The sequence below is a fragment of the Flavobacterium aureirubrum genome, assembly GCF_038739835.1.
Taxonomy (GTDB): Bacteria; Bacteroidota; Bacteroidia; order Flavobacteriales; family Flavobacteriaceae; genus Flavobacterium; species Flavobacterium aureirubrum.
In genome coordinates, this window is record NZ_JBCGDO010000010.1 from 13416 (window position 1) to 36798 (window position 23383).

21 protein-coding genes and 1 other RNA gene are annotated in these 23383 nt (G+C 32.9%); 13 read left to right on the forward strand and 9 right to left on the reverse strand.

The window, feature by feature from the left end:
- Window positions 1-69 precede the first annotated feature (69 nt).
- Entirely contained in the window at window positions 70-585 is a 516-nt protein-coding gene (locus WFZ85_RS08820) for a DUF2892 domain-containing protein (RefSeq protein WP_342695927.1), read from the forward strand.
- Window positions 586-703: 118 nt separating this feature from the next.
- Here WFZ85_RS08820 and WFZ85_RS08825 read toward each other — a convergent pair whose 3' ends face one another.
- Both WFZ85_RS08825 and WFZ85_RS08830 read right to left on the reverse strand, forming a co-directional pair.
- A complete protein-coding gene (locus WFZ85_RS08825) occupies window positions 704-1597 on the reverse strand; it encodes a lytic transglycosylase domain-containing protein (RefSeq protein ID WP_342695928.1) in 894 nt (297 codons plus the stop codon).
- A 48-nt stretch (window positions 1598-1645) separates the two neighbouring features.
- Window positions 1646-2305 (reverse strand): alpha/beta hydrolase, encoded by a 660-nt coding sequence (locus tag WFZ85_RS08830; protein ID WP_342695929.1) that lies wholly within the window; start codon window positions 2303-2305, stop codon window positions 1646-1648.
- A 68-nt stretch (window positions 2306-2373) separates the two neighbouring features.
- Between WFZ85_RS08830 and WFZ85_RS08835 the strand changes: the two genes are divergently transcribed.
- Window positions 2374-2685: a GNAT family N-acetyltransferase gene (locus WFZ85_RS08835; protein WP_342695930.1), complete on the forward strand. Its 312-nt coding sequence runs from the start codon at window positions 2374-2376 to the stop codon at window positions 2683-2685.
- A gap of 53 nt (window positions 2686-2738) precedes the next feature.
- Window positions 2739-3107: a hypothetical protein gene (locus tag WFZ85_RS08840; RefSeq protein ID WP_342695931.1), complete on the forward strand. Its 369-nt coding sequence runs from the start codon at window positions 2739-2741 to the stop codon at window positions 3105-3107.
- Window positions 3108-3201: 94 nt separating this feature from the next.
- Here WFZ85_RS08840 and mtaB read toward each other — a convergent pair whose 3' ends face one another.
- The 3 genes from mtaB to WFZ85_RS08855 all read right to left on the reverse strand — a co-directional run bounded on the left by mtaB (window position 3202) and on the right by WFZ85_RS08855 (window position 6269).
- Complete coding sequence (gene mtaB / locus WFZ85_RS08845) at window positions 3202-4530, reverse strand: tRNA (N(6)-L-threonylcarbamoyladenosine(37)-C(2))-methylthiotransferase MtaB (RefSeq protein ID WP_342695932.1); 1329 nt, start codon at window positions 4528-4530, stop codon at window positions 3202-3204.
- A gap of 155 nt (window positions 4531-4685) precedes the next feature.
- Window positions 4686-5861 (reverse strand): GlmU family protein, encoded by a 1176-nt coding sequence (locus tag WFZ85_RS08850; protein WP_342695933.1) that lies wholly within the window; start codon window positions 5859-5861, stop codon window positions 4686-4688.
- Between the two features lie 156 nt (window positions 5862-6017).
- Window positions 6018-6269 carry a type B 50S ribosomal protein L31 gene (locus tag WFZ85_RS08855; protein ID WP_342695934.1) on the reverse strand — a complete coding sequence of 84 codons (252 nt, stop codon included), beginning with the start codon at window positions 6267-6269 and terminating at the stop codon, window positions 6018-6020.
- A 215-nt stretch (window positions 6270-6484) separates the two neighbouring features.
- Between WFZ85_RS08855 and WFZ85_RS08860 the strand changes: the two genes are divergently transcribed.
- From WFZ85_RS08860 to WFZ85_RS08880, 5 genes are read left to right on the forward strand one after another with little or no spacing between them, the layout of a single operon-like run.
- The gene (locus tag WFZ85_RS08860; protein WP_342695935.1) at window positions 6485-7015 is read left to right on the forward strand and encodes a DUF4199 domain-containing protein; all 531 of its coding nucleotides are present in this window, start codon (window positions 6485-6487) and stop codon (window positions 7013-7015) included.
- Window positions 7016-7972 carry a glycosyltransferase family 2 protein gene (locus WFZ85_RS08865; RefSeq protein ID WP_342695936.1) on the forward strand — a complete coding sequence of 319 codons (957 nt, stop codon included), beginning with the start codon at window positions 7016-7018 and terminating at the stop codon, window positions 7970-7972. It abuts the gene before it with no gap.
- A gap of 44 nt (window positions 7973-8016) precedes the next feature.
- Window positions 8017-8508 (forward strand): ORF6N domain-containing protein, encoded by a 492-nt coding sequence (locus WFZ85_RS08870; protein WP_342695937.1) that lies wholly within the window; start codon window positions 8017-8019, stop codon window positions 8506-8508.
- 6 nt (window positions 8509-8514) lie between these two features.
- Complete coding sequence (locus tag WFZ85_RS08875) at window positions 8515-10242, forward strand: phospho-sugar mutase (RefSeq protein WP_342695938.1); 1728 nt, start codon at window positions 8515-8517, stop codon at window positions 10240-10242.
- Window positions 10242-12071: an ABC transporter ATP-binding protein gene (locus tag WFZ85_RS08880; RefSeq protein ID WP_342695939.1), complete on the forward strand. Its 1830-nt coding sequence runs from the start codon at window positions 10242-10244 to the stop codon at window positions 12069-12071. The genes WFZ85_RS08875 and WFZ85_RS08880 overlap by 1 nt, the downstream gene beginning before the upstream one ends.
- Window positions 12072-12092: 21 nt before the next feature.
- On the opposite strand, the gene WFZ85_RS08885 is transcribed toward WFZ85_RS08880, so the two are convergent.
- The 3 genes from WFZ85_RS08885 to WFZ85_RS08895 are packed head-to-tail and all read right to left on the reverse strand — an operon-like array spanning window position 12093 to window position 17032.
- Window positions 12093-12806: a hypothetical protein gene (locus tag WFZ85_RS08885; protein WP_342695940.1), complete on the reverse strand. Its 714-nt coding sequence runs from the start codon at window positions 12804-12806 to the stop codon at window positions 12093-12095.
- A 41-nt stretch (window positions 12807-12847) separates the two neighbouring features.
- On the reverse strand, window positions 12848-15325 hold the full coding sequence (locus WFZ85_RS08890) for a TonB-dependent receptor (RefSeq protein WP_342695941.1): 2478 nt from the start codon (window positions 15323-15325) through the stop codon (window positions 12848-12850).
- A 9-nt stretch (window positions 15326-15334) separates the two neighbouring features.
- Window positions 15335-17032: a M23 family metallopeptidase gene (locus WFZ85_RS08895; protein WP_342695942.1), complete on the reverse strand. Its 1698-nt coding sequence runs from the start codon at window positions 17030-17032 to the stop codon at window positions 15335-15337.
- A 188-nt stretch (window positions 17033-17220) separates the two neighbouring features.
- On the opposite strand from WFZ85_RS08895, the gene WFZ85_RS08900 reads away from it, so the two are divergent.
- From WFZ85_RS08900 to rny, 4 genes are all read left to right on the forward strand, one after another.
- Complete coding sequence (locus WFZ85_RS08900; protein ID WP_342695943.1) at window positions 17221-17511, forward strand: hypothetical protein; 291 nt, start codon at window positions 17221-17223, stop codon at window positions 17509-17511.
- 3 nt (window positions 17512-17514) lie between these two features.
- Window positions 17515-17811, forward strand: coding sequence for a cell division protein ZapA (locus WFZ85_RS08905; RefSeq protein WP_342695944.1), 297 nt, complete (start codon window positions 17515-17517; stop codon window positions 17809-17811).
- A 51-nt stretch (window positions 17812-17862) separates the two neighbouring features.
- A non-coding RNA gene (gene ssrS / locus WFZ85_RS08910) (6S RNA) lies at window positions 17863-17969 on the forward strand.
- A 49-nt stretch (window positions 17970-18018) separates the two neighbouring features.
- The gene (gene rny, locus WFZ85_RS08915; protein ID WP_342695945.1) at window positions 18019-19581 is read left to right on the forward strand and encodes a ribonuclease Y; all 1563 of its coding nucleotides are present in this window, start codon (window positions 18019-18021) and stop codon (window positions 19579-19581) included.
- Window positions 19582-19682: 101 nt separating this feature from the next.
- Here rny and WFZ85_RS08920 read toward each other — a convergent pair whose 3' ends face one another.
- Window positions 19683-20690: a 3-oxoacyl-ACP synthase III family protein gene (locus tag WFZ85_RS08920; protein WP_342695946.1), complete on the reverse strand. Its 1008-nt coding sequence runs from the start codon at window positions 20688-20690 to the stop codon at window positions 19683-19685.
- Between the two features lie 272 nt (window positions 20691-20962).
- Here WFZ85_RS08920 and WFZ85_RS08925 point away from each other — a divergent pair, with 272 nt between their 5' ends.
- Complete coding sequence (locus WFZ85_RS08925; RefSeq protein ID WP_342695947.1) at window positions 20963-23368, forward strand: prolyl oligopeptidase family serine peptidase; 2406 nt, start codon at window positions 20963-20965, stop codon at window positions 23366-23368.
- Window positions 23369-23383: the final 15 nt, after the last annotated feature.

Below are 23383 nucleotides of genomic sequence, written 5' to 3' on the forward strand. Positions count from 1 at the left end.
TGGCAAGTAGTTTTATGAAAATATTTCAGATTCCTTTTATTACCTTTGCACCACAAAAAAAATATAGTTATGTTTCACAGATTTTTTAAATTAATTATTGCTGCATTATTGATAGTAACAAGCATTTGGCAATTTACAGAGGGTAATATTGGTAATGGAATTTTTTTATTATTACTAACTGCTGTTCCCATTTTTCTTTATTACAAAAATGAATACATTCTTTTGGCTTTTTTAAAATTAAGAAAGCAAGATTTTGTTGGTGCCAAAATATGGTTAGATAAAATCAAAAACCCAGAGACAGCACTAGTTAGAAAGCAACAAGGATATTACAATTACCTTCACGGGTTAATGGTATCTCAAACTAACTTAACCCAAGCCGAAAAATATTTCAAAAAAGCGGTTGAATTAGGTTTAAGTATGGATATGGATTTGGCGGTTGCCAAATTAAATTTAGCAGGAGTTGCGATGTCTCGAAGACGAAAATTGGAAGCAACAAACTTATTAAACGAAGCTAAAAAACTAGATAAACAAGGCATGTTGAAAGACCAAATAAAAATGATGAAAGAACAGATGAAGAAGATATAGTATTCAGTGTTTAGTAATTAGTTGGCAGCTTTTATCATAAAGAAAACGTTCTGAAAATCTCAGGACGTTTTTTTTAAGTATTTTACTGAATATTAAAAAACTGAGCACTGAACACTTTTTAATAACCTTCTGTTGGAATTTCGATTTCGTATTTCTTTTTACTCGGGTTAACTAATTTTTTATCGCGCAACCATGGATTGTGTAATTTTAAAATTTTGTAATTAATACCTTGCGATAGAGCAAAACTTGATAAATTACTAATCGTACTATCAACTTCTATTTTTTTTGTTGGAATTGAAGTGTACAGATCACCTGGATTTAAATTAAAACCATATTTCACTGGCTGTTTCATAATTTCTTTCAAAGCTAAAATTCTGAAAACATAGCGAGATGTTTCTTCCGTTAAACCCAAATCGTAATAATTAGTAACTTTTTGCTCATCAATTTTTTTTGATATACCATTCATTCCGCCGTTGTATGATGCCGCGGCAAGAGTCCAAGAACCAAACTTTTCTTTAGCATTTAATAAATATCTACATGCAGCTTCGGTAGATTTTTCGAGATGATAACGTTCATCAACAAGTTCATTAACTTCCATTCCTTTTTCCTTTGCTGTATCTGGCATAAATTGCCAAATTCCTCTAGCACCAGCAGACGAAACGGCATTGGTCAAACCACTTTCTATAACAGCTAAATATTTAAAATCATCGGGTACATTATATTTTTTAAGTATCGGTTCAATAATAGGAAAAACTCGATTTGCACGCTTAATGATTAAAGTCGTTGTTGAATGTAGATTAGCATTAATTAATAACTCTCTATCCAATCGTTCTTTTACATCAGTTATCTGTAATGGCGCAACTTCACCAGCAAAATCTACACTTGCAGGAAAATACATTGCAGTTCCTTCTCTTTGTAGCAAGGTAGTTTTATCACCCGAAATGGCGAATATAAAAAACCCTGAGGTCAGAATTAAAAAGAGGATTACTACTTTATTTTTCATCGTTTGCATAGAATTATTTTTGGTTCTAATGTAACAAAAATTAAGCCTAAATTGTTATTATTCTAAAATTATTTTAGGAAGATTGTCATTTAACCACCGATACTTACTTAAAATCATGATGTGCGTACCACCTTTAACTGGAATATAACTTTTTATATATTTGGGTGGAAAAACTTCATCTGCATCACCATGAATATGAACTATTTCAGCATCAATTTCTGTGCGTTCCCAATTTATTATTTCATTAATTGCCCAATCCAAATAGCGCTTATCGCGAACCGAAAGATACTTTTCGTATAAAGATAACCGTTGCTTGATAAACGACGAACCGAATGTAAATTTAGCCAATAGTTCCACATTTTCGAATAGTTTAGTTGGAATAAGTTTATACGCTTTAGTTGTTTTCGCTATTTTAAATCGTCGGGGAAATTCGGTGTTCGATTTTACACTTGAAATGATGATTACTTTTTTGGGAGCTGTGAACAGTTTCATTTCTTGAACCAAAATTCCACCAAAGGAAACTCCAATTAAAACTGCGTTTTTATGCAACACGTTTTTTGACATTCGTTTAGCATAAGATTGTAAACTCTCGTCTTGAAGAGGAATTAGCCAGTCCAAAAGATGCATTTCAAAAATAGCATTCGGGAGTTCAATGCGTTCAAAAATTTTCGAACTTGCCGCCATACCTGGCATAAAATAAACATGAATTTTAGACATCGTTTAACTTGAAATAAGTAAAATAATAGTATTTTTGCATAAAATTAATCCTTTTAATTCACATGATTATGAACGATGCATTAATTTCGGAAAAAATGGAAATTAAAGACAATACTTTTGCACGTCAATTTGAAACATTAATCGATGGAAAAATGGTTTCTGTTGAATATTCATTTCAGGAAAAGAAAATCTTTCTTACTAGAATAAATACTTTTGATGGTTTTGATAATGATGAGTTTATAAATGATTTATTAAAAAACATTATGGAAATTGCCTATGAAAGAAAGTTGAAGGTTGTTCCTATTTTGCCCAAAATTGCTTTATTTTTCAGAAAAAACACAAAGTATAGAGATTTGCTTCCACCAGGTATAAAAATATAGTTTACAAACTAAGCCAATAATAAATTCCCAAATTCTAGTTATCTAAATTGAATTTGGGATTTTTTATATATTTTTATGCGATGATTTCTGATGAACTAAAAGCCAATATCATTACCTTTTTTGAAACCATAGACAAATATTATGGGAGCAAAACCGAAATTACTTCTGGATTATTTTCTAAAATGGATAATGTCAACGCTGCCTTAACAACGTGGAATTTATCTGAGTTTAACCTTATTCGCTCAGCATATCGAAACAATGGCGGGAAATTTATGTTTGAAGGAAATGGAAACTATTTTGAAATTGCCTCAGAAAAACTTATAGATTTCAAACATCCTGGACGACATAAATTTGAATTTATTGAACAGTATGGCGAAAATGTTTTTAGAATTACTAAGATTCGATTTCATTATAAGTATTAAACATTGATTTTACAGACTATAACAGGATAAATATTTTGAAATTTCTACTGAATGACAAGCTTGACTAGAGTTTGTCAGTCCATAGGATTTTTTTTTAAGCTTCAATATTCAAAAAATCCATTCGAACAGAACCATCTTCATCAATTCTAGTCAAATTAATATCATGTAATGTGTTCACTAATTCAGGATTCCAAGGTGTTTTTACTTTTACGTAATTTTCTGTAAATCCGTGAATGTAACCTTCTTTATTTTCACTTTCAAAAAGCACTGTATGGTTTGTTCCTATTTGACTTTCGTAGAAAGCTCGGCGTTTTTTAACCGATAATCCGCGAAGCATTTTACTTCTTTTGGAACGAACATTCATCGGAATTACATTTTCCATAGTTGCCGCTTCGGTGTTATCGCGTTCAGAATAAGTAAAAACGTGTAAATAAGAAATATCTAATTCATTTAAGAAATGATACGTTTCGAGAAAATGGGCATCAGTTTCACCAGGAAAACCTACAATTACATCAACACCAATACATGCATTAGGCATTACTTCACGAATTTTTAAAATTCTTTCGGCATACAATTCTCGTTGGTAACGGCGTTTCATTTTACCCAAAATTTCATTACTTCCAGATTGTAATGGAATATGAAAATGTGGTACAAACGTTCTGCTTTTTGAAACAAATTCAATGGTTTCGTTTTTCAACAAATTGGGTTCAATAGATGAAATTCGCAAGCGTTCAATTCCTTCAACTTCGTCCAACGCTTTTACTAAATCTAGAAAAGTATGTTCGTGTTTTTTGTTGCCAAATTCTCCTTTGCCATAATCACCAATATTTACTCCAGTTAGCACAATTTCTTTAATCCCTTGTTGCGAAATTTCGTAGGCGTTTTTCAACACATTTTCTAAAGCATCACTTCGAGAAATTCCACGCGCTAATGGAATAGTGCAATAAGTACATTTGTAATCGCAACCATCTTGCACTTTTAAAAAAGCGCGCGTTCTATCGCCAATAGAATAACTTCCTACGTAGAAATCAGCATCTTCAATTTCGCAGGAATGCACTTCGCTCCTATCGTTTTTTGTCAAATCATTGATATAATCGGTGATTTTGAATTTTTCTGTAGCACCAAGAACCAAATCTACACCATCAACCGCAGCCAATTCTTCGGGTTTTAATTGTGCATAACAACCCACGGCAGCAACAAATGCTTTGTCGTTGAGTTTCATGGCTTTTTTTACAATTTGCTTGAATTGTTTGTCTGCGTTTTCGGTAACCGAACAAGTATTGATTACATACATATCGGCAACTTCTTCAAAATCAACCCTTTCAAAACCTTCGTCTTGAAAATTTCTCGCGATGGTAGAGGTTTCGGAGAAATTCAATTTGCATCCTAAAGTGTAGAATGCAACTTTCTTTTTATTTTCCATAAGTAAACTCAACTAATGAAATCGTTGTCAAAAAATTGAGATTGCAAAATTACGCACAAAATTTCTATTTATAAAACGCTGAAAAACAAAAGACCGCAAATTCGCGAATTAATTATAAAATCTGCGAATTTGCGGTTACATAATTTTTACAAAAACTACTCTTTTCTATACTTCTTTGTTTCTTCAAAAACGTGTTCTAAAATTTTAGCATCTTGTTCTGAGAATTCTACATTTCTTCTTGCCATTACGATTTTTGCAGTTTGAAAAGCTTTGGAAGTCAAATAAGTTGTAAATCCGGAACTTCCACCCCAAGAAAAACTTGGAACAAAATTTCTAGGAAAACCTGCTCCAAAAATATTTGCAGAAACACCAACCACTGTTCCTGTATTAAACATAGTGTTAATACCACATTTAGAGTGGTCACCCATCATTAATCCACAGAATTGCAGTCCGGTTTTAGCGAAATTCTCGGTTTCATAACTCCAAAGTTTCACTTCTTCGTAGTTGTTTTTTAAGTTTGAATTATTACTGTCTGCGCCAATATTGCACCATTCACCAAGTACTGCATTGCCTAAAAATCCGTCGTGACCTTTATTAGAATAGCCAAATAAAACAGAATTACTTACTTCGCCACCAATGACGGAATGTGGACCAACTGTTGTAGCTCCATAAACCTTTGATGCTAATTTTACTCTTCCTGACTCGCATAAAGCAAATGGTCCACGAATGACTGAACCTTCCATAATTTCGGCATTTTTACCAATATAAATGGGTCCAGTTGATGCATTTAATGTCACAAATTCAAGCTTTGCTCCTTCTTCAATAAAAATATTTTCAGATGAAATTACATTAACCGATTTTGGGATAGGCTGCGATTTTCTGTCTTCGGTTACCAATTCAAAATCCTCTCGAAGAGCCGCATCGTTTTTGGCAAAAATATCCCAAGTATGTTCAACGGTGATGCAATCTTGATCAAAATCAATAATTTCATAATTGTCAAAATCAACTTCTTCCTGAGTATCATTAGTATAAAAAGCAATTACTGCATCACCTTGAAAAATAGCTTGATTTTTTTCGAGACTTTTGACCATTTCAGCTAAAATTGCATTAGGCAAATAAGCAGCGTTAATCATAACATTATTTTCCATTTCTACCATTGGATATTTATCGGAAAGGTATTCTTCGGTTACAGTGGTTGTAGTTGAACCTAAATATTTTTCCCATTTTTCGCGAATTGTTAGAATACCAATGCGAATATCGCCAACAGGACGAGTGAATGTAAAGGGAAGTAAAGCATTGCGTACGGTTCCGTCAAAAAGTATGTAATTCATTATAAAAGTTTAAGGGTTTAAAAGTTTAAAAGTTTAAGGTTCAACTCTTACTTTCAATCATATTTCAAAGTTACAAAACTTTGGTTCATAAAAAAACCTTCCATTAAAATGAAAGGTTTGTAAAAATTTGCAACACTTTTCCCGAAGGTTCGAAAATTATTTAGCGTGTTTCGCATATTTAGTTTTAAATTTATCAATACGACCTGCAGTATCGATAAGCTTAGATTTACCTGTGTAAAAAGGATGAGAACTTCTTGAAATCTCCATTTTAAAAACTGGATATTCAACACCTTCGTGCATAATCGTTTCTTTAGTTTCTACCGTTGATTTAGTAATAAACACATCTTCGTTAGACATATCTTTAAAAGCAACTAATCTGTAATTTTCTGGGTGAATTCCTTGTTTCATTGTGTAAATCTTTTATTTGTTATGAAGTAATTTGTTTTGAAGCTTTTCATCAAAAAAGGTATAAACAAACTACAACTTTTGTTAATAGTTTTAAATTTGAGTTGGCAAAAATACAACTATTTTATAAGAATCAAAGCGATATGTAACTTTTTTTAAATGTTTCCTACATACTATAGGAATTACATATATTTGTTAAATATTTAAAACTTAAAACTATGAATGAAATTATCAAGAAAAACGGAATTACTTTTGGAATTATCTTAGGATTATTTTCACTTCTAATCACTACAACAATTTACGCTGTTGACTTGCAATTATTTACAAGTTGGTGGATTGGCATAGTTGCGATTTTGGTTACTATTATCGTTGGTGTTGTATTAGTTTCAAAAACAAAAAAGCAACTAAATGGTGTTTTAGTTTTTAAAAATGCCTTTAAAGTTTACTTTATTGCAGCTTTAATTGGCTCATTTATTTCCAAAATTTATGAGTATGTACTATTCAATTTTATCGATCCACAAGCTAAAGAGACAATCAAAGAAATTACTTTGAAGTATACGTCAGATATGATGGAAAAATTTGGTGCACCACCAGCAGCAGTAAACGAAGCTATGCAAAAAGCAGCCGAAACTGATAACTATTCATTAGGTAGTTTAATGTTTGGCTTTGCCCTAGGTTTAGTTTTTCATGCTATTTTCGGTTTAATTTTAGCGGCTATTTTCAAATCAAAATCGGACGAAAGTTTATAAATGAATTTATCCATAATCATCCCGCTTTTAAACGAGCAAGAATCTATACCAGAATTACATCAGTGGATTGTCAAAGTGATGATAGCCCATAATTATACTTATGAAATTATTTTCATTGATGATGGAAGTACTGATAATTCGTGGACAATAATCGAAAACCTTTCACAAGAAAAATCTAACGTGAAAGGTATTCGTTTTATGAGAAATTTTGGTAAATCACAAGCTTTACATGCCGGATTTGCCAAAGCACAAGGCGATGTGGTTATTACAATGGATGCCGATTTACAAGATAGTCCCGAAGAGATTCCCGATTTATACGAAATGATAACCAAGCAAAAATTTGACTTGGTTTCTGGTTGGAAAAAGAAGCGTTATGACTCAGTTGTTTTTAAAAATTTACCCTCTAAATTATTCAATTGGGCAGCGAGAAAAACTTCTGGAGTGCAGCTCAACGACTTTAACTGTGGATTAAAAGCGTATAAAAATTTGGTAATCAAGAATATTGAAGTTTCGGGAGAAATGCACCGTTATATTCCAGTTTTGGCGAAGAATGCTGGTTTCTCAAAAATTGGCGAAAAAGTGGTCAAACATCAAGCTCGAAAATATGGCGAGTCGAAATTTGGTGTTAGTCGTTTCATCAACGGGTTTCTCGACTTGATAACAATTTGGTTTTTATCAAAATATGGAAAAAGACCCATGCATCTTTTTGGCGCTGGTGGTGTTTTGATGTTTATCATTGGGTTTTTAGCCACGGGGTTTATAATTTCTATTAAACTCATCAGACTATATTCGGGATATAAAACAGTTTTAGTGACCGAAAATCCTTTGTTTTATATCGCCTTAACTGCAATGATTATTGGATCTCAATTATTCTTAGCAGGATTTTTGGGTGAAATAATTCTTCGGACCAAAAATAATGAAGAACGTTATAAAATATCAAGTGAAGTGAATTTCTAGTTAAACTTGAGGTCACAATTTGCGTCCTCAAACATTTTAAAAATATGGAATTAGAAGTTATTCAAAATAAAATTCATGAAATTCGAGGTCATAAAGTCATGCTTGATTTTGATTTAGCTTTATTATATAATGTTGAAAACAAAAGACTTAAAGAAGCAGTTAGAAGAAACATAAATCGTTTTCCAGAAGATTTCATGTTTGAACTTACTGAAATTGAATTTAATAGTTTGAGGACGCAAATTGCGTCCTCAAACCGTGGAGGAATTAGATACATGCCCTTTGCCTTCACAGAACAGGGAATAGCAATGTTATCAAGTATTTTGAATAGTGAAAAAGCCATCGAAATAAATATTTCAATAATTAGAGCGTTTGTTACAATTAGACAATTTTCTTTAACTTATGCTGAACTTAAAACTAGAATTGAAGAAATAGAAAGTCAATTCCCCGATATTTATAAAGCTTTAAATTATTTGGTTGACAAGGATAAAAATGGAAGTTCCACCGCAGAAAGAAATAAAATTGGTTTCAAAAAATAATATAACATGCACATCGAAAAAAACATTTTAGACAAAGTAAATGAATGGTTGACACCTTCGTTTGACAAAGAAACACAAGACCAAATTGTAGAAATGATGACCACTTCACCAAAGAATTTGGAAGAGAGTTTCTATAAAAACTTGGAATTTGGGACTGGTGGAATGAGAGGAATAATGGGTGTTGGAACCAATCGTATCAACAAATATACTTTGGGCAAAAACACACAAGGATTATCAGATTATTTAAAAAAATCCTTCCCTGATGAACAATTGAAAGTAGTCATTGCTTACGACTGTCGTCACAATAGTGATACTTTAGCAAAAGTGGTTGCTGATGTCTTTTCGGCAAATGGTATTAAGGTATATCTATTTTCAGAAATGCGTCCGACACCCGAATTGAGTTTTGCCTTAAAATATTTGAATTGTCACGCCGGAATTGTTTTAACCGCTTCACACAATCCGCCTGAGTACAATGGTTACAAAGTATATTGGCAGGATGGTGGACAATTAGTGCCACCACAAGACGAAGAAATAATACAGGTAATTGAAAACTTGAAGTACAGTGAAATAAAATTTGACGCCAACGACAGTTTAATTGAATATATTGACATAGCCGTTGATAAAGCGTTTATAAATTCTACAATAGAAAATGCGAGTTTTAATACTTCGGCGAAAGCCAAAGAAAATTTAAAAATTGTTTATACTTCTTTGCACGGAACATCTATTAAATTAGTTCCCAATGTATTGGCAAACGCTGGTTATACTGATGTCAATATTGTTGCCGAACAAGCTGTTCCCGATGGAAATTTCCCAACGGTAAAATCTCCTAATCCCGAAGAACCAGAGGCGTTGACTATGGCATTGGCTTTATCCGATAAACTAAATGCTGATATTGTTTTTGGAACTGATCCTGATAGCGACAGACTTGGAGTTGCAGTTAGAAATAATGAAGGAAAAATGCAGTTACTCAATGGAAATCAAACCATGGTTGTCATGACGCATTATCTTTTAGAACAATGGAAAAAGTCAGGAAAAATCAATGGCAAACAATTCATTGGATCAACAATAGTTTCTACGCCAATGATGTTGGAATTAGCTTCCGCTTATAATGTGGAATGCAAAGTAGGTTTGACGGGTTTTAAATGGATTGCTAAGTTTATTAAAGATTTTCCTGATTTACAATTTATTGGTGGTGGCGAAGAGAGTTTTGGCTATATGGTTGGCGATGCGGTTCGTGATAAAGATGCTGTTGGTGCCGTTTTATTAATGTGTGAAATTGCAGCACAAGCCAAAGAAAAAGGAAGTTCAGTTTATGAAGAACTACAGCAAATCTATGTGGATTATGGTTTTTATAAAGAACATTTAATTTCGATTACTAAAAAAGGAATTGAAGGTGCCAATGAAATCAAGCAAATGATGGTTGACTTACGAGAAAATCCACTTTCAGAAATAAATGGTCAACGTGTAATTATGGTTGAAGATTATCAAAATTCAACCGCAAAAAATTTATTGACAAACGAAACTGAAACTTTAAACATTCCTAAATCAGATGTTTTGATTTACTATCTAGAAGATGGTTCCAAAATTTGTGCACGACCAAGTGGAACAGAGCCAAAAATCAAGTTTTATTTTAGTGTGAATACAAAAGTAATGGACATTTCTGAAATTCCATATGCAGAAGAATTATTAAGTTCAAATATCCAACAAATCATCAAAGAAATGCAACTCAACTAATGGATGAAAATTTAAAAAAAATAATTCCTTTTGCCTTAAAATTTAAAAGCAATGTTGTTTGGAATATCATTTTCAATGTGCTTTATGCTCTTTTTAGCACCTTGTCATTTGTGGCACTTTTTCCGTTGATGGAAGTGCTTTTTAAGATGAATAAAAAGATAAATGAATTGCCAAAATATAATGGTATCACTGAAATAGGGAGTTATGGCAAACAATATTTACAATATTATATTACCAAGTTATCCAACGAAAATGGTGTACAGTATGCTCTTTTATTAACTGTAGCTCTTGTTATATCGACTTTCCTATTTAAAAATCTTTTCAACTATCTCGCTTCACAACATTTAATGAAAATTAAAAATGGAGTATTAAGAGATTTAAGAGAAAAAATGTTTTCCAAAATAATTGATTTGCCTGTCTCCTACTATTCCGAAAAAAGAAAAGGTGACATTATGGCTCGAATGTTAGGAGATGTTAATGAAGTTAAAAATTCCTTCTTCGTAGTTTTAGAATTGATAATAAAAGAACCGTTAACAATAGTTTTTGCTATCATTGCCATGCTTAAAATAAGCTTTGAGTTGACGATGTTCGTTTTCATATTCATCCCCGTTTCAGGGATTGTAATTTCAAAAATAGGTAAGAGTTTAAGAGCCAAATCAAAAAAAGCACAAGAAGAAAATGGCTATTTGATTTCAACGGTAGAAGAAGCATTAACAGGACTGAAAGTAATTAAAAGCTATAATTCTGAAGGGTATTTTAAATCTCTATTCAACAATTCAATAAGTCGCTTAATGCGATTGGACAATAACATAGGTAAAAAAAACAATTTAGCCACACCATTGAGCGAATTTATGGGCATTATAGTCATCTCAATATTACTGTGGTATGGTGGGAATTTAGTTTTGGTTGATAAAAGTTTAAATGGTGCTTTATTTATTGTTTATTTAGGATTGGCCTATAATATTTTAACACCTGCTAAAGCGATTTCGAAAGCCTCTTTCATGGTAAAAAACGGATTGGCAGCTGCAGAGCGAGTTTTTGAAGTACTAGAAGTTGAAAACACTATTACAAATGCTCCAAACGCAATAAAAAAAGTAACTTTTGATGACAAAATAGTTATTCAAAACATCAACTTTAGATATGAAGATGAAAACGTACTGAAAGAATTTTCGCTTGAAATACCAAAAGGAAAAACTGTCGCACTTGTGGGTCAATCGGGAAGTGGGAAAAGTACGATTGCTAACTTACTAACCCGTTTTTACGATGTAAGTGAAGGTAATATCTCTATTGATGGCACAGATCTAAAAGGTATTGAACTGCAATCCTTGCGCGATTTGATGGGATTAGTTACACAAGACTCCATTTTGTTTAACGATACTATCAAAGCAAATATTTCATTAGGAAAACCAGAGGCGACGGATGAAGAAGTTATTGCTGCACTAAAAGTGGCAAACGCTTATGAATTCGTGAAAGATTTAACAGATGGAATTGAAACCAATATTGGCGATAGCGGAAACAAGCTTTCTGGTGGACAAAAACAACGATTATCTATAGCTCGAGCAGTTTTGAAAAATCCACCGATTATGATTTTGGACGAAGCCACATCTGCATTGGATACCGAAAGCGAAAGGTTAGTGCAACAAGCGCTGGAAAATATGATGCAAAATCGAACTTCTATTGTTATTGCACATCGCCTTTCAACGATTCAAAAAGCAGATGTCATAGTAGTTATGAAAAAAGGAAAAATTGTTGAACAGGGAACACACGAAGCCCTTTTAGCGCAAAACGGAACGTATTCTAAATTGGTTTCAATGCAGTCGTTTGAGTAGGTCAGATTTTTTTAATGAACACTAAACAGGCTTGTATTCTTGAACTTTCTTTTCTTTGTCTAAAAGATTTAAAAAGTAATAGTGTAGTTTATCTTCTTTATCAAATTCACCGTTTTTGTTAGAATCTTCGGTAGTTCTAAAATATAATCGCGCTTTGCTGTCTATTAATTTCCAGTCAATCAACTCTTGAAAATCAGGAGAAATTTTAATAAAGTCTTTTCCAGAAATAGCACTTAGATACAATGATTTCACATCATTTTCATCTATTTTCTTGTCCTTATTGGTGTCTAAATCAGACAATGTATATAACAATAATTGCAGTCTATTTTTATCGGCTATTGGTTTTAAATAGGTTGCTGTTTCAATAAAAATTGGCTTTTCACTTAAAGCATAAATACTGTCTTTACCTATTTCCTGAAACTTTAAATTTTTTAAAAAACCCGTAATTTGATATTCACCATAATTAGAAACCGTGTAACTTGTTCCTGCTTCGTAGGAAGATTTAGTACTTTTTCTATCGCTAACTACAGTTCCAATGGGGAAAATTAAATAATTTGTTCCTTCCATCAAAACAGGAAGATCGGCAATTTCAATTTGTGTTGTGTCTTTAATAACTTCGCCTTTTGTTTTTGAAAGATTATCATAAGTTACCTTCGGTTTAACTAGCTCTTCATTTTTACAACTTAAAAATGAAGATATGGTAAGTAAAGAAATAAACAGCAAAGATTTATTCATGGGAAAACTTTTTTAGTTAAGTCAAAAATAGTGAATAATATCTACAATTTAGCCGTAAATCTTATATTGAAAACGCGAGTTGTCATAAAATTGGGAATTGCATATTGGTTTTTAGTATATACATCGCGAACCCAAGTATTGGTTATCGCATTTTGATTGTTGAAAAGGTTGAAAATCTCAAAACCTAATGACAAATCTTGGAATTTACGCAACCAATGTCCTTCTGGTCTTTCATTATTTTTTTCAGTAAAAACATAAGAAAATCCAACATCGGCACGACGATAATCGCGTAAACGATTTTGGTACTCATAAGCATCAGCGTAAGAAGGCGAACCACCAGGCAAACCTGTGTTATAAACTAAATTCAGATACAATTTCATGTTAGGCAAATTCGGCATATAATCTTGAAACAATATACCAAACTTTAATCTTTGATCGGTTGGTCGAGCTATGAAACCTCGATTGTCTTGGTTTTCCTCGGTTTTCATGTAGCCAAAACTTAACCAAGACTCTGTTCCTGGCACAAATTCGCCATTTAATCTCATATCCAATCCGTAGGCATAAGCTTCGGCATTATTGTTAGCACGATAACGAATTCTAACATTTTCAAGTGTGTATGTATTTACATCTGTCATTGATTTATAATACGCTTCCGTGACCAGCTTAAAAGGCCGATTACTCATCTTGAAATTATAATCGTTACTCAAAACAAAGTGTATGGATTGTTGTGCTTTTACATTAGGATTTACAACTCCATCAAAATCTCTTAGCTCACGATATAATGGCGGTTGATGATAATATCCTAACGACAATCGAAACAACATGTCTTTGTCCCAATCGGGTTTTAAAGCAAATTGTGCTCTTGGGCTAAAAACAGTTTGTGCCTTTCCTCCCGAAATTCCTCGACCGGAAACCATCCAATGATGAAAACGAGCACCAGCTGTTATCCACAATTGATTATTGCCAAAAGAAGTTTTTGTATTCCACTGTGCATAACCCGAAAATCTATTGATGTCAATAAAATTGGTAGCTCTCACATTTTGAAATGGCGCTAAAGGTCCAGTGTAAGGTGTGTAAGGTTGGTCATTTGGAAAATCTAAAATTGGCGGATTAATAGAAAAACCAGCCGAGTCAATCACTTCCCACTCTACTAATCTGTCTCTAATATTTTCCCTAGTATATTTAAAACCCCAATCTATTTGATGTTTTTTGTCTTTTATGAAATGAGTTCCTTTGATTTCTGCATTTACAAATAAGGCATCTAAATCATTCCGGGCGTGATTTAATTGTGTTCCAATACCACGATTAAAAACAACATTTCCTAAATTTTCTGAACCAATATTACTATCGACTTCGCCTAAAAAATAGGCTGCAAAAATATCAAAATATTCCTGTTCTTTGGTATGATAAACAGAACCTATAAATTTGTAAATAGAATTTTCGTTGGCCGTGAAAGTACTTTTGAAAGCACCAAAAAGTGTTTGGTACTGGTCATTTTCTTGACCTTGATAAAAAACCTGCAATGCTATTGGTTCATCTATTGTACCAAAATTTGTTTGGCGTGTAAGCGGTTGATAGTTGTACACATTTTGGGATGCATTTCCAAGGAAACTAAACTGCCACTTTTTATTAGGAGTAAAATTGATATTGGCTTGTACATCAGCAAATGTAGGTCTAAAATTGGTTTGCGTTTCTTGACTGTTTACTAATAACGAGTTATCACGATAACGTATTCCGCCAATCGCAGACCATTTTTTGTCTTTAGAAACGCCTTCTGCCGTCACACTTCCACCAAGGAAACTTGCTTCAGCTGCAAGACCAAATTTTGTAGGCTTTCTATAGGTAATATCTAAAACTGAGGATAATTTATCGCCAAATTTTGCTTGAAAACCACCAGCCGAAAAGTCAACATTCTGAACCATATCGGTATTTGTAAAACTCAATCCTTCTTGCTGTCCGGAACGAATTAAAAATGGACGATAGACTTCAATTTCATTAACATAAACTAAATTTTCATCATAATTTCCACCACGAACGGCATATTGTGTACTCAATTCACTATTAGAATTTACACCAGCAAATGTTTTCAATACACTTTCAATTCCGGCATTGGCACTAGGATTTCTTCTGATTACTTCTGGTTGTATGGTAGTAATTCCTTGCACTCTTTTTCTGTCATTTGTAATAACGACATCATTCAATTGTTCTGCTTTGTCATTCATCACTACATTAAACTCAAAGTTTTCACCAGGTTTAAGTTGAATGGTGGCAGTAATACTTTTTAGAGAAATATGTGTAAAAACCAAAACTATTCGCTGATTGGCTGGCACTGTTAATTCATAAAACCCATCTGCACTTGTAGTTGATGTCTTTGTTTGGTAACTTACATTAACATTTTCAACTGGTAAGTTGTTTTCGTCGAGGATTATACCTGCTACTTTCGCTGTTTGATTTTGTGCTAGTGTAATGCTACAAATTGCAAAAAAGAAGAAGATAAAAAAATATTTATTTGTTCTCAAATTATGAATTTAATGTTTTTGACTTCTAAAAAAATGTGTTTCAAAGATAGAAGAATTTCCAACATTATCAGTAACGACAAGTTTTAAATCATTCTTCCCATCAGTTGCCACACCATCACTAAAATGATGAACCAGTTTATTTGTCTTGCTATCATATTCCAATAAAATCCATTTCCCATTCAAATAGCCATCGTAACTTTTGATACCTGATAAATCATCGGAAATAGTAAATTGCAATTCGCTTTGTTTAGTAATCCATTTGCCTTCAATGCTTTTACTCATTTTAATTTTAGGTGCAATGGTGTCTTTAAAAAGCATATAATCTCCTAAATATTTGGTGTAAATGGTAAACGAGTTTTTAAATCGTTTAGTATTGTTGTAGTAAATTTTTTTGCCACTAATTGAACCTATAAATATTTTTTCGTGGTCGACGGCCGAGGAAATGCTATCTTCAAAAGTTATTTGAAAATTTTTAAATGCAGGAACAATATCGTCGTGAAGTTTTAGAATTCCATTACTAACCGCAAAATTCATTTTAAAATCGTCTAAAAACGTATTAGCCGGAATTGTAACAGTAACATTATCTGTAGCAAATATATTATCCTTACCAGCTTTGACTAGATATTTTCCGGGAGAGTCTTCCTCGAGTAATTTTGCCACTCGAGGCGAATATTCTATTGGTACAAATATTTTAGTGGTGTTGTTTTGAAAATCAGAAACTTCAATGCGGTACATTTGAGCTAAATCAGGTTTTAGTGATACAATGCCGTGCTGTTCATCTGATTTTATAATACTCAACGGATAAGGATTAGTCATGAACAACTTTTGCACACGCTGGCCTAACTCTTTGTATCGTTTATAATCAATTAAAGCATTTACATATCGAGTTTCATCAAACGAAAACGTGTCAAATTGATATTTGAAAGCCGATTTTCCATTTAAAAACGTTTGTATTTTAAAAATACTATTGGCGTTCCACGAAACATTATCAAAATCATAAGTAACGATACCAAAACCAATTTTTCCTGTAGCAAAAATTTTCTCAGCAATATAACTTCCGTCAGACTGCAATGATAAATTGACAGCAATTGGTCTTTTAGACTGGTTAACAATTGCTTTTTCGTCTAACGGATAAACCCAAAGACTATTTATTATTGGTGGCTTTTCATCAAGTATTACCTTGTCAAAACCAAAATACATCGGATTAATTATTTTTTCAGATTGCGTATCTCTGATTTCATAATGTAAATGCGGTCCATCAGAACCGCCTGTATTTCCAGAAAAAGCAATTACATCGCCTTTTTTAACCAATAAATCTGTAGGTTTCAAATAAATATCAATCTCGAATGATTTGGCCTTGTACTGTTCTTTTTTAATGAATTTTTCAATTTCTCCAAATCCTGATTGCAAATGACCATATACTGTCGTATAACCATTTGGGTGCGTGATATATATTGCTTGTCCATAGCCCGAAAAAGCAATTTTAATCCGAGAAACATAACCATCAGCAGAAGCGTAGACTTTAAAACCTTCTACTTTTTGTGTTTTAAAATCAAATCCCGCATGAAAATGATTGGGTCTTAATTCACCAAAATTGCCTGAGAGTTGCAAAGGAATATCCAAGGGTGAAAGAAAATAATCTTTTGGATGTAAATTCTGACCTTGAACGACTGTAGCAATTAAAAAAAATAAAAGAATTACTTTCATAATTTGATATTTATGCTAAGATAATGAATGTGAGTAAATAATTACAATAAAATTTATATTTTTATAATAAGCTAATAGACAAAACATTATCATTGCCAGCAAAAAGAGAAATAAATAATTAACAAAAAAATTGCGAAAACAAAATAGAATCCTAACTTTGTGAAGTGTGTAATGAATAATAAAAATTCATGAGTGAAATTGCCGAAATAATTAATTCTGTTGAAGATAGACTAGGAAAGCTTCTTATTATAATAGATAGTTTAGAGAAAAAGTCTATTCAACAATCGACCGAATTAGAAAAAGCTTTGGCAATCATTGTAAAACAATCTGACGAAGTTCAACAATTGAAATCGGAATGTAATTCACTCAAAATGGCAAATTCATTATTAGGCGGTGATGAAAATAAAAGAGATACAAAACTTAAAATAAATTCATTAATTCGAGAAATAGATTACTGTATTGCGCAGTTATCAGATTAAAGCATGAGTGAAAAGCTTAAAATAAAATTATCAATTGCAGACAGAGTTTATCCTTTAACAGTTGACATGTCACAAGAGGAAGGACTGCGAAGTGCTTCCAAAAAAATTGATGTAATGATTAAGCAATTTGAAGAGAACTATGCTGTTCGCGATAAACAAGATGTTTTAGCCATGTGTGCTCTGCAGTTTGCTTCACAAGTAGAGCAAAAGCAGTTAAGTAATGCCATCGATGGTACTGAAACTCTTGAAAGGTTGAAGAAAATTAATGATTTATTATTCGATTATCTCGAAAAAAAATAACGTTCTTTACATAGAAATACAACACTGCCTACATTAGATTTTAATTGGTAAACTCAACACTAACAATTTAAAATGAGCGAATCGTCGTTACTAAAGCATGCCACTATATCGTGGAAACTTGACCAACGAGTTAGCTCAAAACTTGTCCTTACGAGTTTATGCATTCACCTGATGTAGGCTTTTTTATTTATAATTAATACTAAAAAAATGGAAATTACATTTATAATAATTGCGTTAGTCGCAGGAATTGGCGGAGGTTTTGGCATTGCAAAATTCTTAGAGAAAAGCAATATCTCGAACATGGTGAAAAATGCAAAAAAAGAAGCTGCATCAATACTCAGAGATGCTAATCTTGAAGCAGAGAATATTAAAAAAGACAAACTTCTTCAGGCGAAAGAAAAATTTTTAGAACTAAAATCAGAACACGAAAAAGAGATTTTAAATAAAGATAAAAGAATTGCCGAAGTTGAAAAAAGAACACGTGATAAAGAATCACAAGTTTCCAGTGAATTAGCTAAAGCTAAAAAAATAAATGACGATTTTGAAGCTAAAACAACTGAGTATGCCGCTAAAATTGAGTTTTTAGATAAAAAACAACAGGAACTTGAAAAGCTTCACAAAAGTCAGGTTGAACAGCTTGAAGTGATTTCAGGTCTATCAGCAGAAGACGCCAGAGAGCAATTAATAGAAAGTTTAAAAGCAGAAGCCAAAACTAAGGCGATGTCTCACATCCAAGACACCATCGAAGAAGCCAAGTTAACTGCACAACAAGAGGCTAAAAAAGTAATTATTAACACTATTCAACGTGTTGGAACCGAAGAAGCAGTTGAGAATTGCGTTTCTGTTTTCAACATTGAGTCAGATGATGTGAAAGGCAGAATTATTGGTCGTGAAGGAAGAAACATTCGAGCCCTTGAAGCTGCAACAGGAGTTGAAATAATTGTAGATGACACACCAGAAGCAATTATCCTATCTTGTTTTGACCCAGTTAGAAGAGAAATTGCTCGTTTATCTTTACACAAACTAGTTACTGACGGTCGAATTCACCCAGCTAGAATTGAAGAAGTAGTTGCTAAAACAACGAAACAAATTGATGATGAAATTATAGAAGTAGGTAAACGCACCGTTATTGATTTAGGAATTCATGGTCTGCACCCAGAATTAATTAAGGTTGTGGGAAGAATGAAATATCGTTCCTCGTATGGACAAAATTTATTGCAGCACTCTCGTGAAGTAGCTAAACTCTGTGGGATTATGGCAGCTGAATTAGGTCTGAATGTTAAACTAGCAAAGAGAGCGGGATTGCTTCACGATATCGGTAAAGTGCCTGATACTGAAAGCGATTTGCCGCACGCTTTACTAGGGATGCAATGGGCAGAAAAATTTGGCGAAAAAGAAGAAGTATGCAACGCAATTGGAGCGCATCATGACGAGATTGAAATGAAGTATTTAATTTCTCCAATTATTCAAGTTTGTGATGCGATTTCTGGAGCTAGACCTGGCGCGAGACGTCAAGTTTTAGACTCTTATATTCAACGATTAAAAGATTTAGAAAATATTGCCTTTGGATTTAACGGCGTTAAAAATGCCTATGCCATTCAAGCAGGACGCGAACTTCGTGTGATTGTAGAAAGTGAAAAAGTAAGTGATGAATTGGCTTCCAGTCTTTCTTTTGAAATTTCCCAAAAAATTCAAACAGAAATGACCTATCCAGGACAAGTTAAAATTACTGTAATCAGAGAAACAAGAGCGGTGAATATTGCGAAATAGTATAACGATTTGCCAAAATTTAAAGTACTTTTTATCCTAAACTAAAAAAAGTTTTATGAAACCACTTCATAAAACTTTTTTTAGTTTATCAAAACGCTAAACTACCATTTGATTAATGCGCTTGCCCAAGTAAATCCACTTCCAAAAGCAGCTAACACTACTGTATCGCCTGATTTTATCTTTCCTTGTTCCCATGCTTCAGTTAAAGCAATTGGAATAGATGCTGCAGTGGTATTGCCATATTTTTGAATATTATTAAAAACCTGATCATCTGTCAATTTGAACTTTTGCTGTATAAACTGAGAAATCCTCAAATTAGCTTGATGCGGAATTAAAATATCAATATCTGAAACCTGTAAATTATTGGCCTGTAAAGCTTCAAAAATTACCTCACTAAAACGAACTACAGCATTTTTAAAAACAAACTGTCCGTTCATTCTTGGGAAATAACTCTCATCATTTACGTCATTATCTGCCACAATATCAGTGACCCATCTTCCACCCATTCCTGGCGCTAAAACAGCCAATTCTTCGGCATGTTCACCTTCTGAATGTAGATGCGTGGAAAGAATTCCTTTAGATAAATCTGCTTCTCTCGAAAGAATTGCTGCGCCAGCGCCATCACCAAATATGACTGAAACACTTCTTCCTCTATCTGTCATATCAAGTCCTAAAGACTGCAACTCTGAAGCCACAACTAATATGTTTTTGTACATGCCAGTTTTTATATATTGATCGGCAACAGACAAAGCATAAATAAAACCTGAACATTGATTTCGGATGTCTAATGCTCCTATTGTTTTCAAACCTAATTCTTTTTGCAAAGCAACTCCTGGACCAGGAAAATAATAATCGGGTGAAATAGTGGCAAAAACAATAAAATCTATATCGTCGTTAGCTAATCCTGAACGTTCAATTGCAATTTTAGCAGCTTTTACACCCATGGATGTTGTTGTATCTTCGCCACGTATGATGTGTCTTCTTTCTTTTATTCCAGTTCTTTCTTGAATCCATTCATCTGTTGTGTCCATAATTTTGGACAAATCATCATTGGTAATTATATTATCTGGAACATAAAATCCTAAACCATTTATTTTCGAGTGATACATTGTACATTTATTTAATTGATAAAAATCAGTTTCAAAAATAATCAACTTTTAAATACTACAGTATTTGTAGACACAAAAATTATCATCTTCATAAATATTATACCTTTTCTTTTAAAATGAAAATAAAGCATTTAGAAATTTGAAAAAGAGCACAGTTCGTTTTTACACGTTTTTATTTAAGATAGCGGATTAATCGTTAAGTACTATTTTTTTATTTTTTTTTTACAAAAGATAAAAAATCATCAGTAACTTTAAAGTCAAATTTAATCATTATGAAAAAAAATATTGCATTACTATTTCTCCTGAATTTATTTTTAGTTCAAGCCCAAGAGAATATCACTTACCAAAAACCTTCTGCTGAAATTTTAGCGCTTGCCGAGTATGAAAGAGCACCATCTGTTAGCATGGATACTAAAAAAGAATACATGCTGCTGAGCTACAGAAATACTTACAAAACGTTAGACGATTTAAACCAAGAAGAGATGCGTTTAGGCGGATTAAGAATCAATCCGATAACTAATATTTCAAGTACGGTTACTTACATCAATAATTTAAAAATTAGAAAAATTGCAGCAAAAGATGAAGTACAAGTTTCAGGTCTTCCTTCCAACGCCAGACTAACCAATATCTCGTGGTCGCCTGATGAAAAGAAAATTGCCTTCACCAATACTACAAATTCTGGTGTTGAACTTTGGTACATTGATGTTGCAACGGTAACAGCAAAAAAAATAACCTCTGACAATTTAAATGCTAATTTAGGCAGTCCATACAATTGGATGAAAGACAATGAAACCTTATTGGTTAAAGTATTGCCAAAAAACAGACCTGCATTAATTAATGAGAAAAAAGATTTACCAAAAGGACCAACAGTATCGGTTAGCGATGGTTCTAAATCTCAAAACAGAACCTATCAAGATTTATTGAAAAATAAAAATGATGAAGCTAATTTTGATGCTCTAGTAACATCAGAATTGTATAAAATTTCGCTCGCGGGAAATGCGGAGTTGTTCAAATCGGCTGCCATTTATGCGGGAGAAAGTTTTTCACCCGATGGAAACTATTTAATGCTTACAACCATACAAAAACCCTACTCGTATATTGTTCCAATGAGTCGTTTTCCGCAAAAAAGCATTGTTTATGATACTGCTGGAAGAGAGATTAAAGTAGTAAATGAAGTGCCACTAACCGAGATTATGCCAAAAGGTTTCTCCTCTGTGAGAAAAGGAAAAAGAAGCATGAGTTGGAGAGCTGATAAACCAGCAACTCTAGTTTTTGCAGAAGCTTTAGATGAAGGTGATCAAGCAAAAAAAGTGGATTTTAGAGATGAAATTTTTCAGTGGAACGCCCCGTTTGAAAATGCGCCTTCATCAATGATGAAAACACAACAACGCTTTGGCGGAATTAGTTGGGGTAACGATACATTTGCTATTGCCTATGATAGTTGGTATGACACTCGAAACACCAAAACCTATATGGTAAATCCTTCCAATCCAAATGAAACCCCAAAAATTATTTCAGATAGAAATTCCCAAGATATTTATTCTGATCCGGGGAATTTTGAAACTAAAAAAAATGAATATGGAACCTACGTCATCGCTACTGAAAATGGTAACGCTTTTTTAATGGGTGACGGATACACCAAAGATGGACAGTTCCCTTTTATAGACGAATTAAATTTAAAAACACTAAAAACAAAACGTTTATACACGTCAAATAGTAAAGACAAAAAAGAAGATTTACTTTCAATTGAAGATTTTAAAAAAGGTGATGTTTTAGTAATGATACAATCTAAAAATGATTATCCTAACTACTATTTTAGGAATATAAAATCGGGAAAATTAACTCCGATTACTACTTTTAAAAATCCATTTGAAAGTATTAAAAATGTATATAAAGAGGTCATTAAATACAAACGAAAAGATGGTGTAGACTTATCGGGAACGTTGTATTTACCTGCTAATTACGATAGAACTAAAAAAGAGAAATTACCTTTATTGATTTGGGCTTATCCAGCAGAGTTTAAGGATAAAAACTCAGCGGGACAAAGTGATAAAAATCCCAACGAATTTACATTTCCAAGCTATGGTTCATTTGTATACTGGGTAACCAAAGGATATGCAGTACTTGATGATGCGTCGTTTCCAATTATTGGCGAAGGCAAAACCGAACCCAATGATACGTTCATTACACAACTCATTGATGATGCCGAAGCTGCGATAAATGCAGTAGATAATTTAGGTTACATCAATAGAAAAAAAGTGGCAGTCGGCGGCCATTCCTATGGCGCATTTATGACGGCAAATTTACTTTCTCATTCGAATTTATTCGCCTGCGGAATTGCCCGTAGTGGTGCTTATAACAGAACATTAACACCTTTCGGATTTCAAAGTGAACAGCGCAATTATTGGGATGTTCCTGCTGTTTATAACGAAATGTCACCTTTTATGAATGCTGATAAAATGAAAACGCCTTTACTTCTGGTTCATGGTGATGCTGATAATAATCCTGGGACATTTACCTTGCAATCTGAACGCTATTTTCAAGCATTAAAAGGACTTGGTGCGCCAGTTCGATTAGTTTTATTGCCAAAAGAATCTCATGGATATGCAGCAAAGGACAATATTTTGCACTTGCTTTGGGAACAAGATCAGTTTTTAGAAAAATATTTAAAAAATTGATAGTTTTTTAAATAG

Coding starts and splice junctions, on each gene's coding strand:
- WFZ85_RS08880 (WP_342695939.1), top strand. CDS start 10,242: ATGGATGAAAATTTAAAAAAAATAATTCCTTTTGCCTTAAAATTTAAA.
- WFZ85_RS08885 (WP_342695940.1), bottom strand. CDS start 12,806: ATGAATAAATCTTTGCTGTTTATTTCTTTACTTACCATATCTTCATTT.
- WFZ85_RS08850 (WP_342695933.1), bottom strand. CDS start 5,861: ATGAATTACATACTTTTTGACGGAACCGTACGCAATGCTTTACTTCCC.
- WFZ85_RS08825 (WP_342695928.1), bottom strand. CDS start 1,597: ATGCAAACGATGAAAAATAAAGTAGTAATCCTCTTTTTAATTCTGACC.
- WFZ85_RS08920 (WP_342695946.1), bottom strand. CDS start 20,690: ATGTATCACTCGAAAATAAATGGTTTAGGATTTTATGTTCCAGATAAT.
- WFZ85_RS08820 (WP_342695927.1), top strand. CDS start 70: ATGTTTCACAGATTTTTTAAATTAATTATTGCTGCATTATTGATAGTA.
- WFZ85_RS08900 (WP_342695943.1), top strand. CDS start 17,221: ATGAGTGAAATTGCCGAAATAATTAATTCTGTTGAAGATAGACTAGGA.
- WFZ85_RS08835 (WP_342695930.1), top strand. CDS start 2,374: ATGAACGATGCATTAATTTCGGAAAAAATGGAAATTAAAGACAATACT.
- WFZ85_RS08870 (WP_342695937.1), top strand. CDS start 8,017: ATGGAATTAGAAGTTATTCAAAATAAAATTCATGAAATTCGAGGTCAT.
- mtaB (WP_342695932.1), bottom strand. CDS start 4,530: ATGGAAAATAAAAAGAAAGTTGCATTCTACACTTTAGGATGCAAATTG.
- WFZ85_RS08855 (WP_342695934.1), bottom strand. CDS start 6,269: ATGAAACAAGGAATTCACCCAGAAAATTACAGATTAGTTGCTTTTAAA.
- WFZ85_RS08875 (WP_342695938.1), top strand. CDS start 8,515: ATGCACATCGAAAAAAACATTTTAGACAAAGTAAATGAATGGTTGACA.
- WFZ85_RS08895 (WP_342695942.1), bottom strand. CDS start 17,032: ATGAAAGTAATTCTTTTATTTTTTTTAATTGCTACAGTCGTTCAAGGT.
- WFZ85_RS08865 (WP_342695936.1), top strand. CDS start 7,016: ATGAATTTATCCATAATCATCCCGCTTTTAAACGAGCAAGAATCTATA.
- WFZ85_RS08830 (WP_342695929.1), bottom strand. CDS start 2,305: ATGTCTAAAATTCATGTTTATTTTATGCCAGGTATGGCGGCAAGTTCG.
- WFZ85_RS08905 (WP_342695944.1), top strand. CDS start 17,515: ATGAGTGAAAAGCTTAAAATAAAATTATCAATTGCAGACAGAGTTTAT.
- rny (WP_342695945.1), top strand. CDS start 18,019: ATGGAAATTACATTTATAATAATTGCGTTAGTCGCAGGAATTGGCGGA.
- WFZ85_RS08925 (WP_342695947.1), top strand. CDS start 20,963: ATGAAAAAAAATATTGCATTACTATTTCTCCTGAATTTATTTTTAGTT.
- WFZ85_RS08860 (WP_342695935.1), top strand. CDS start 6,485: ATGAATGAAATTATCAAGAAAAACGGAATTACTTTTGGAATTATCTTA.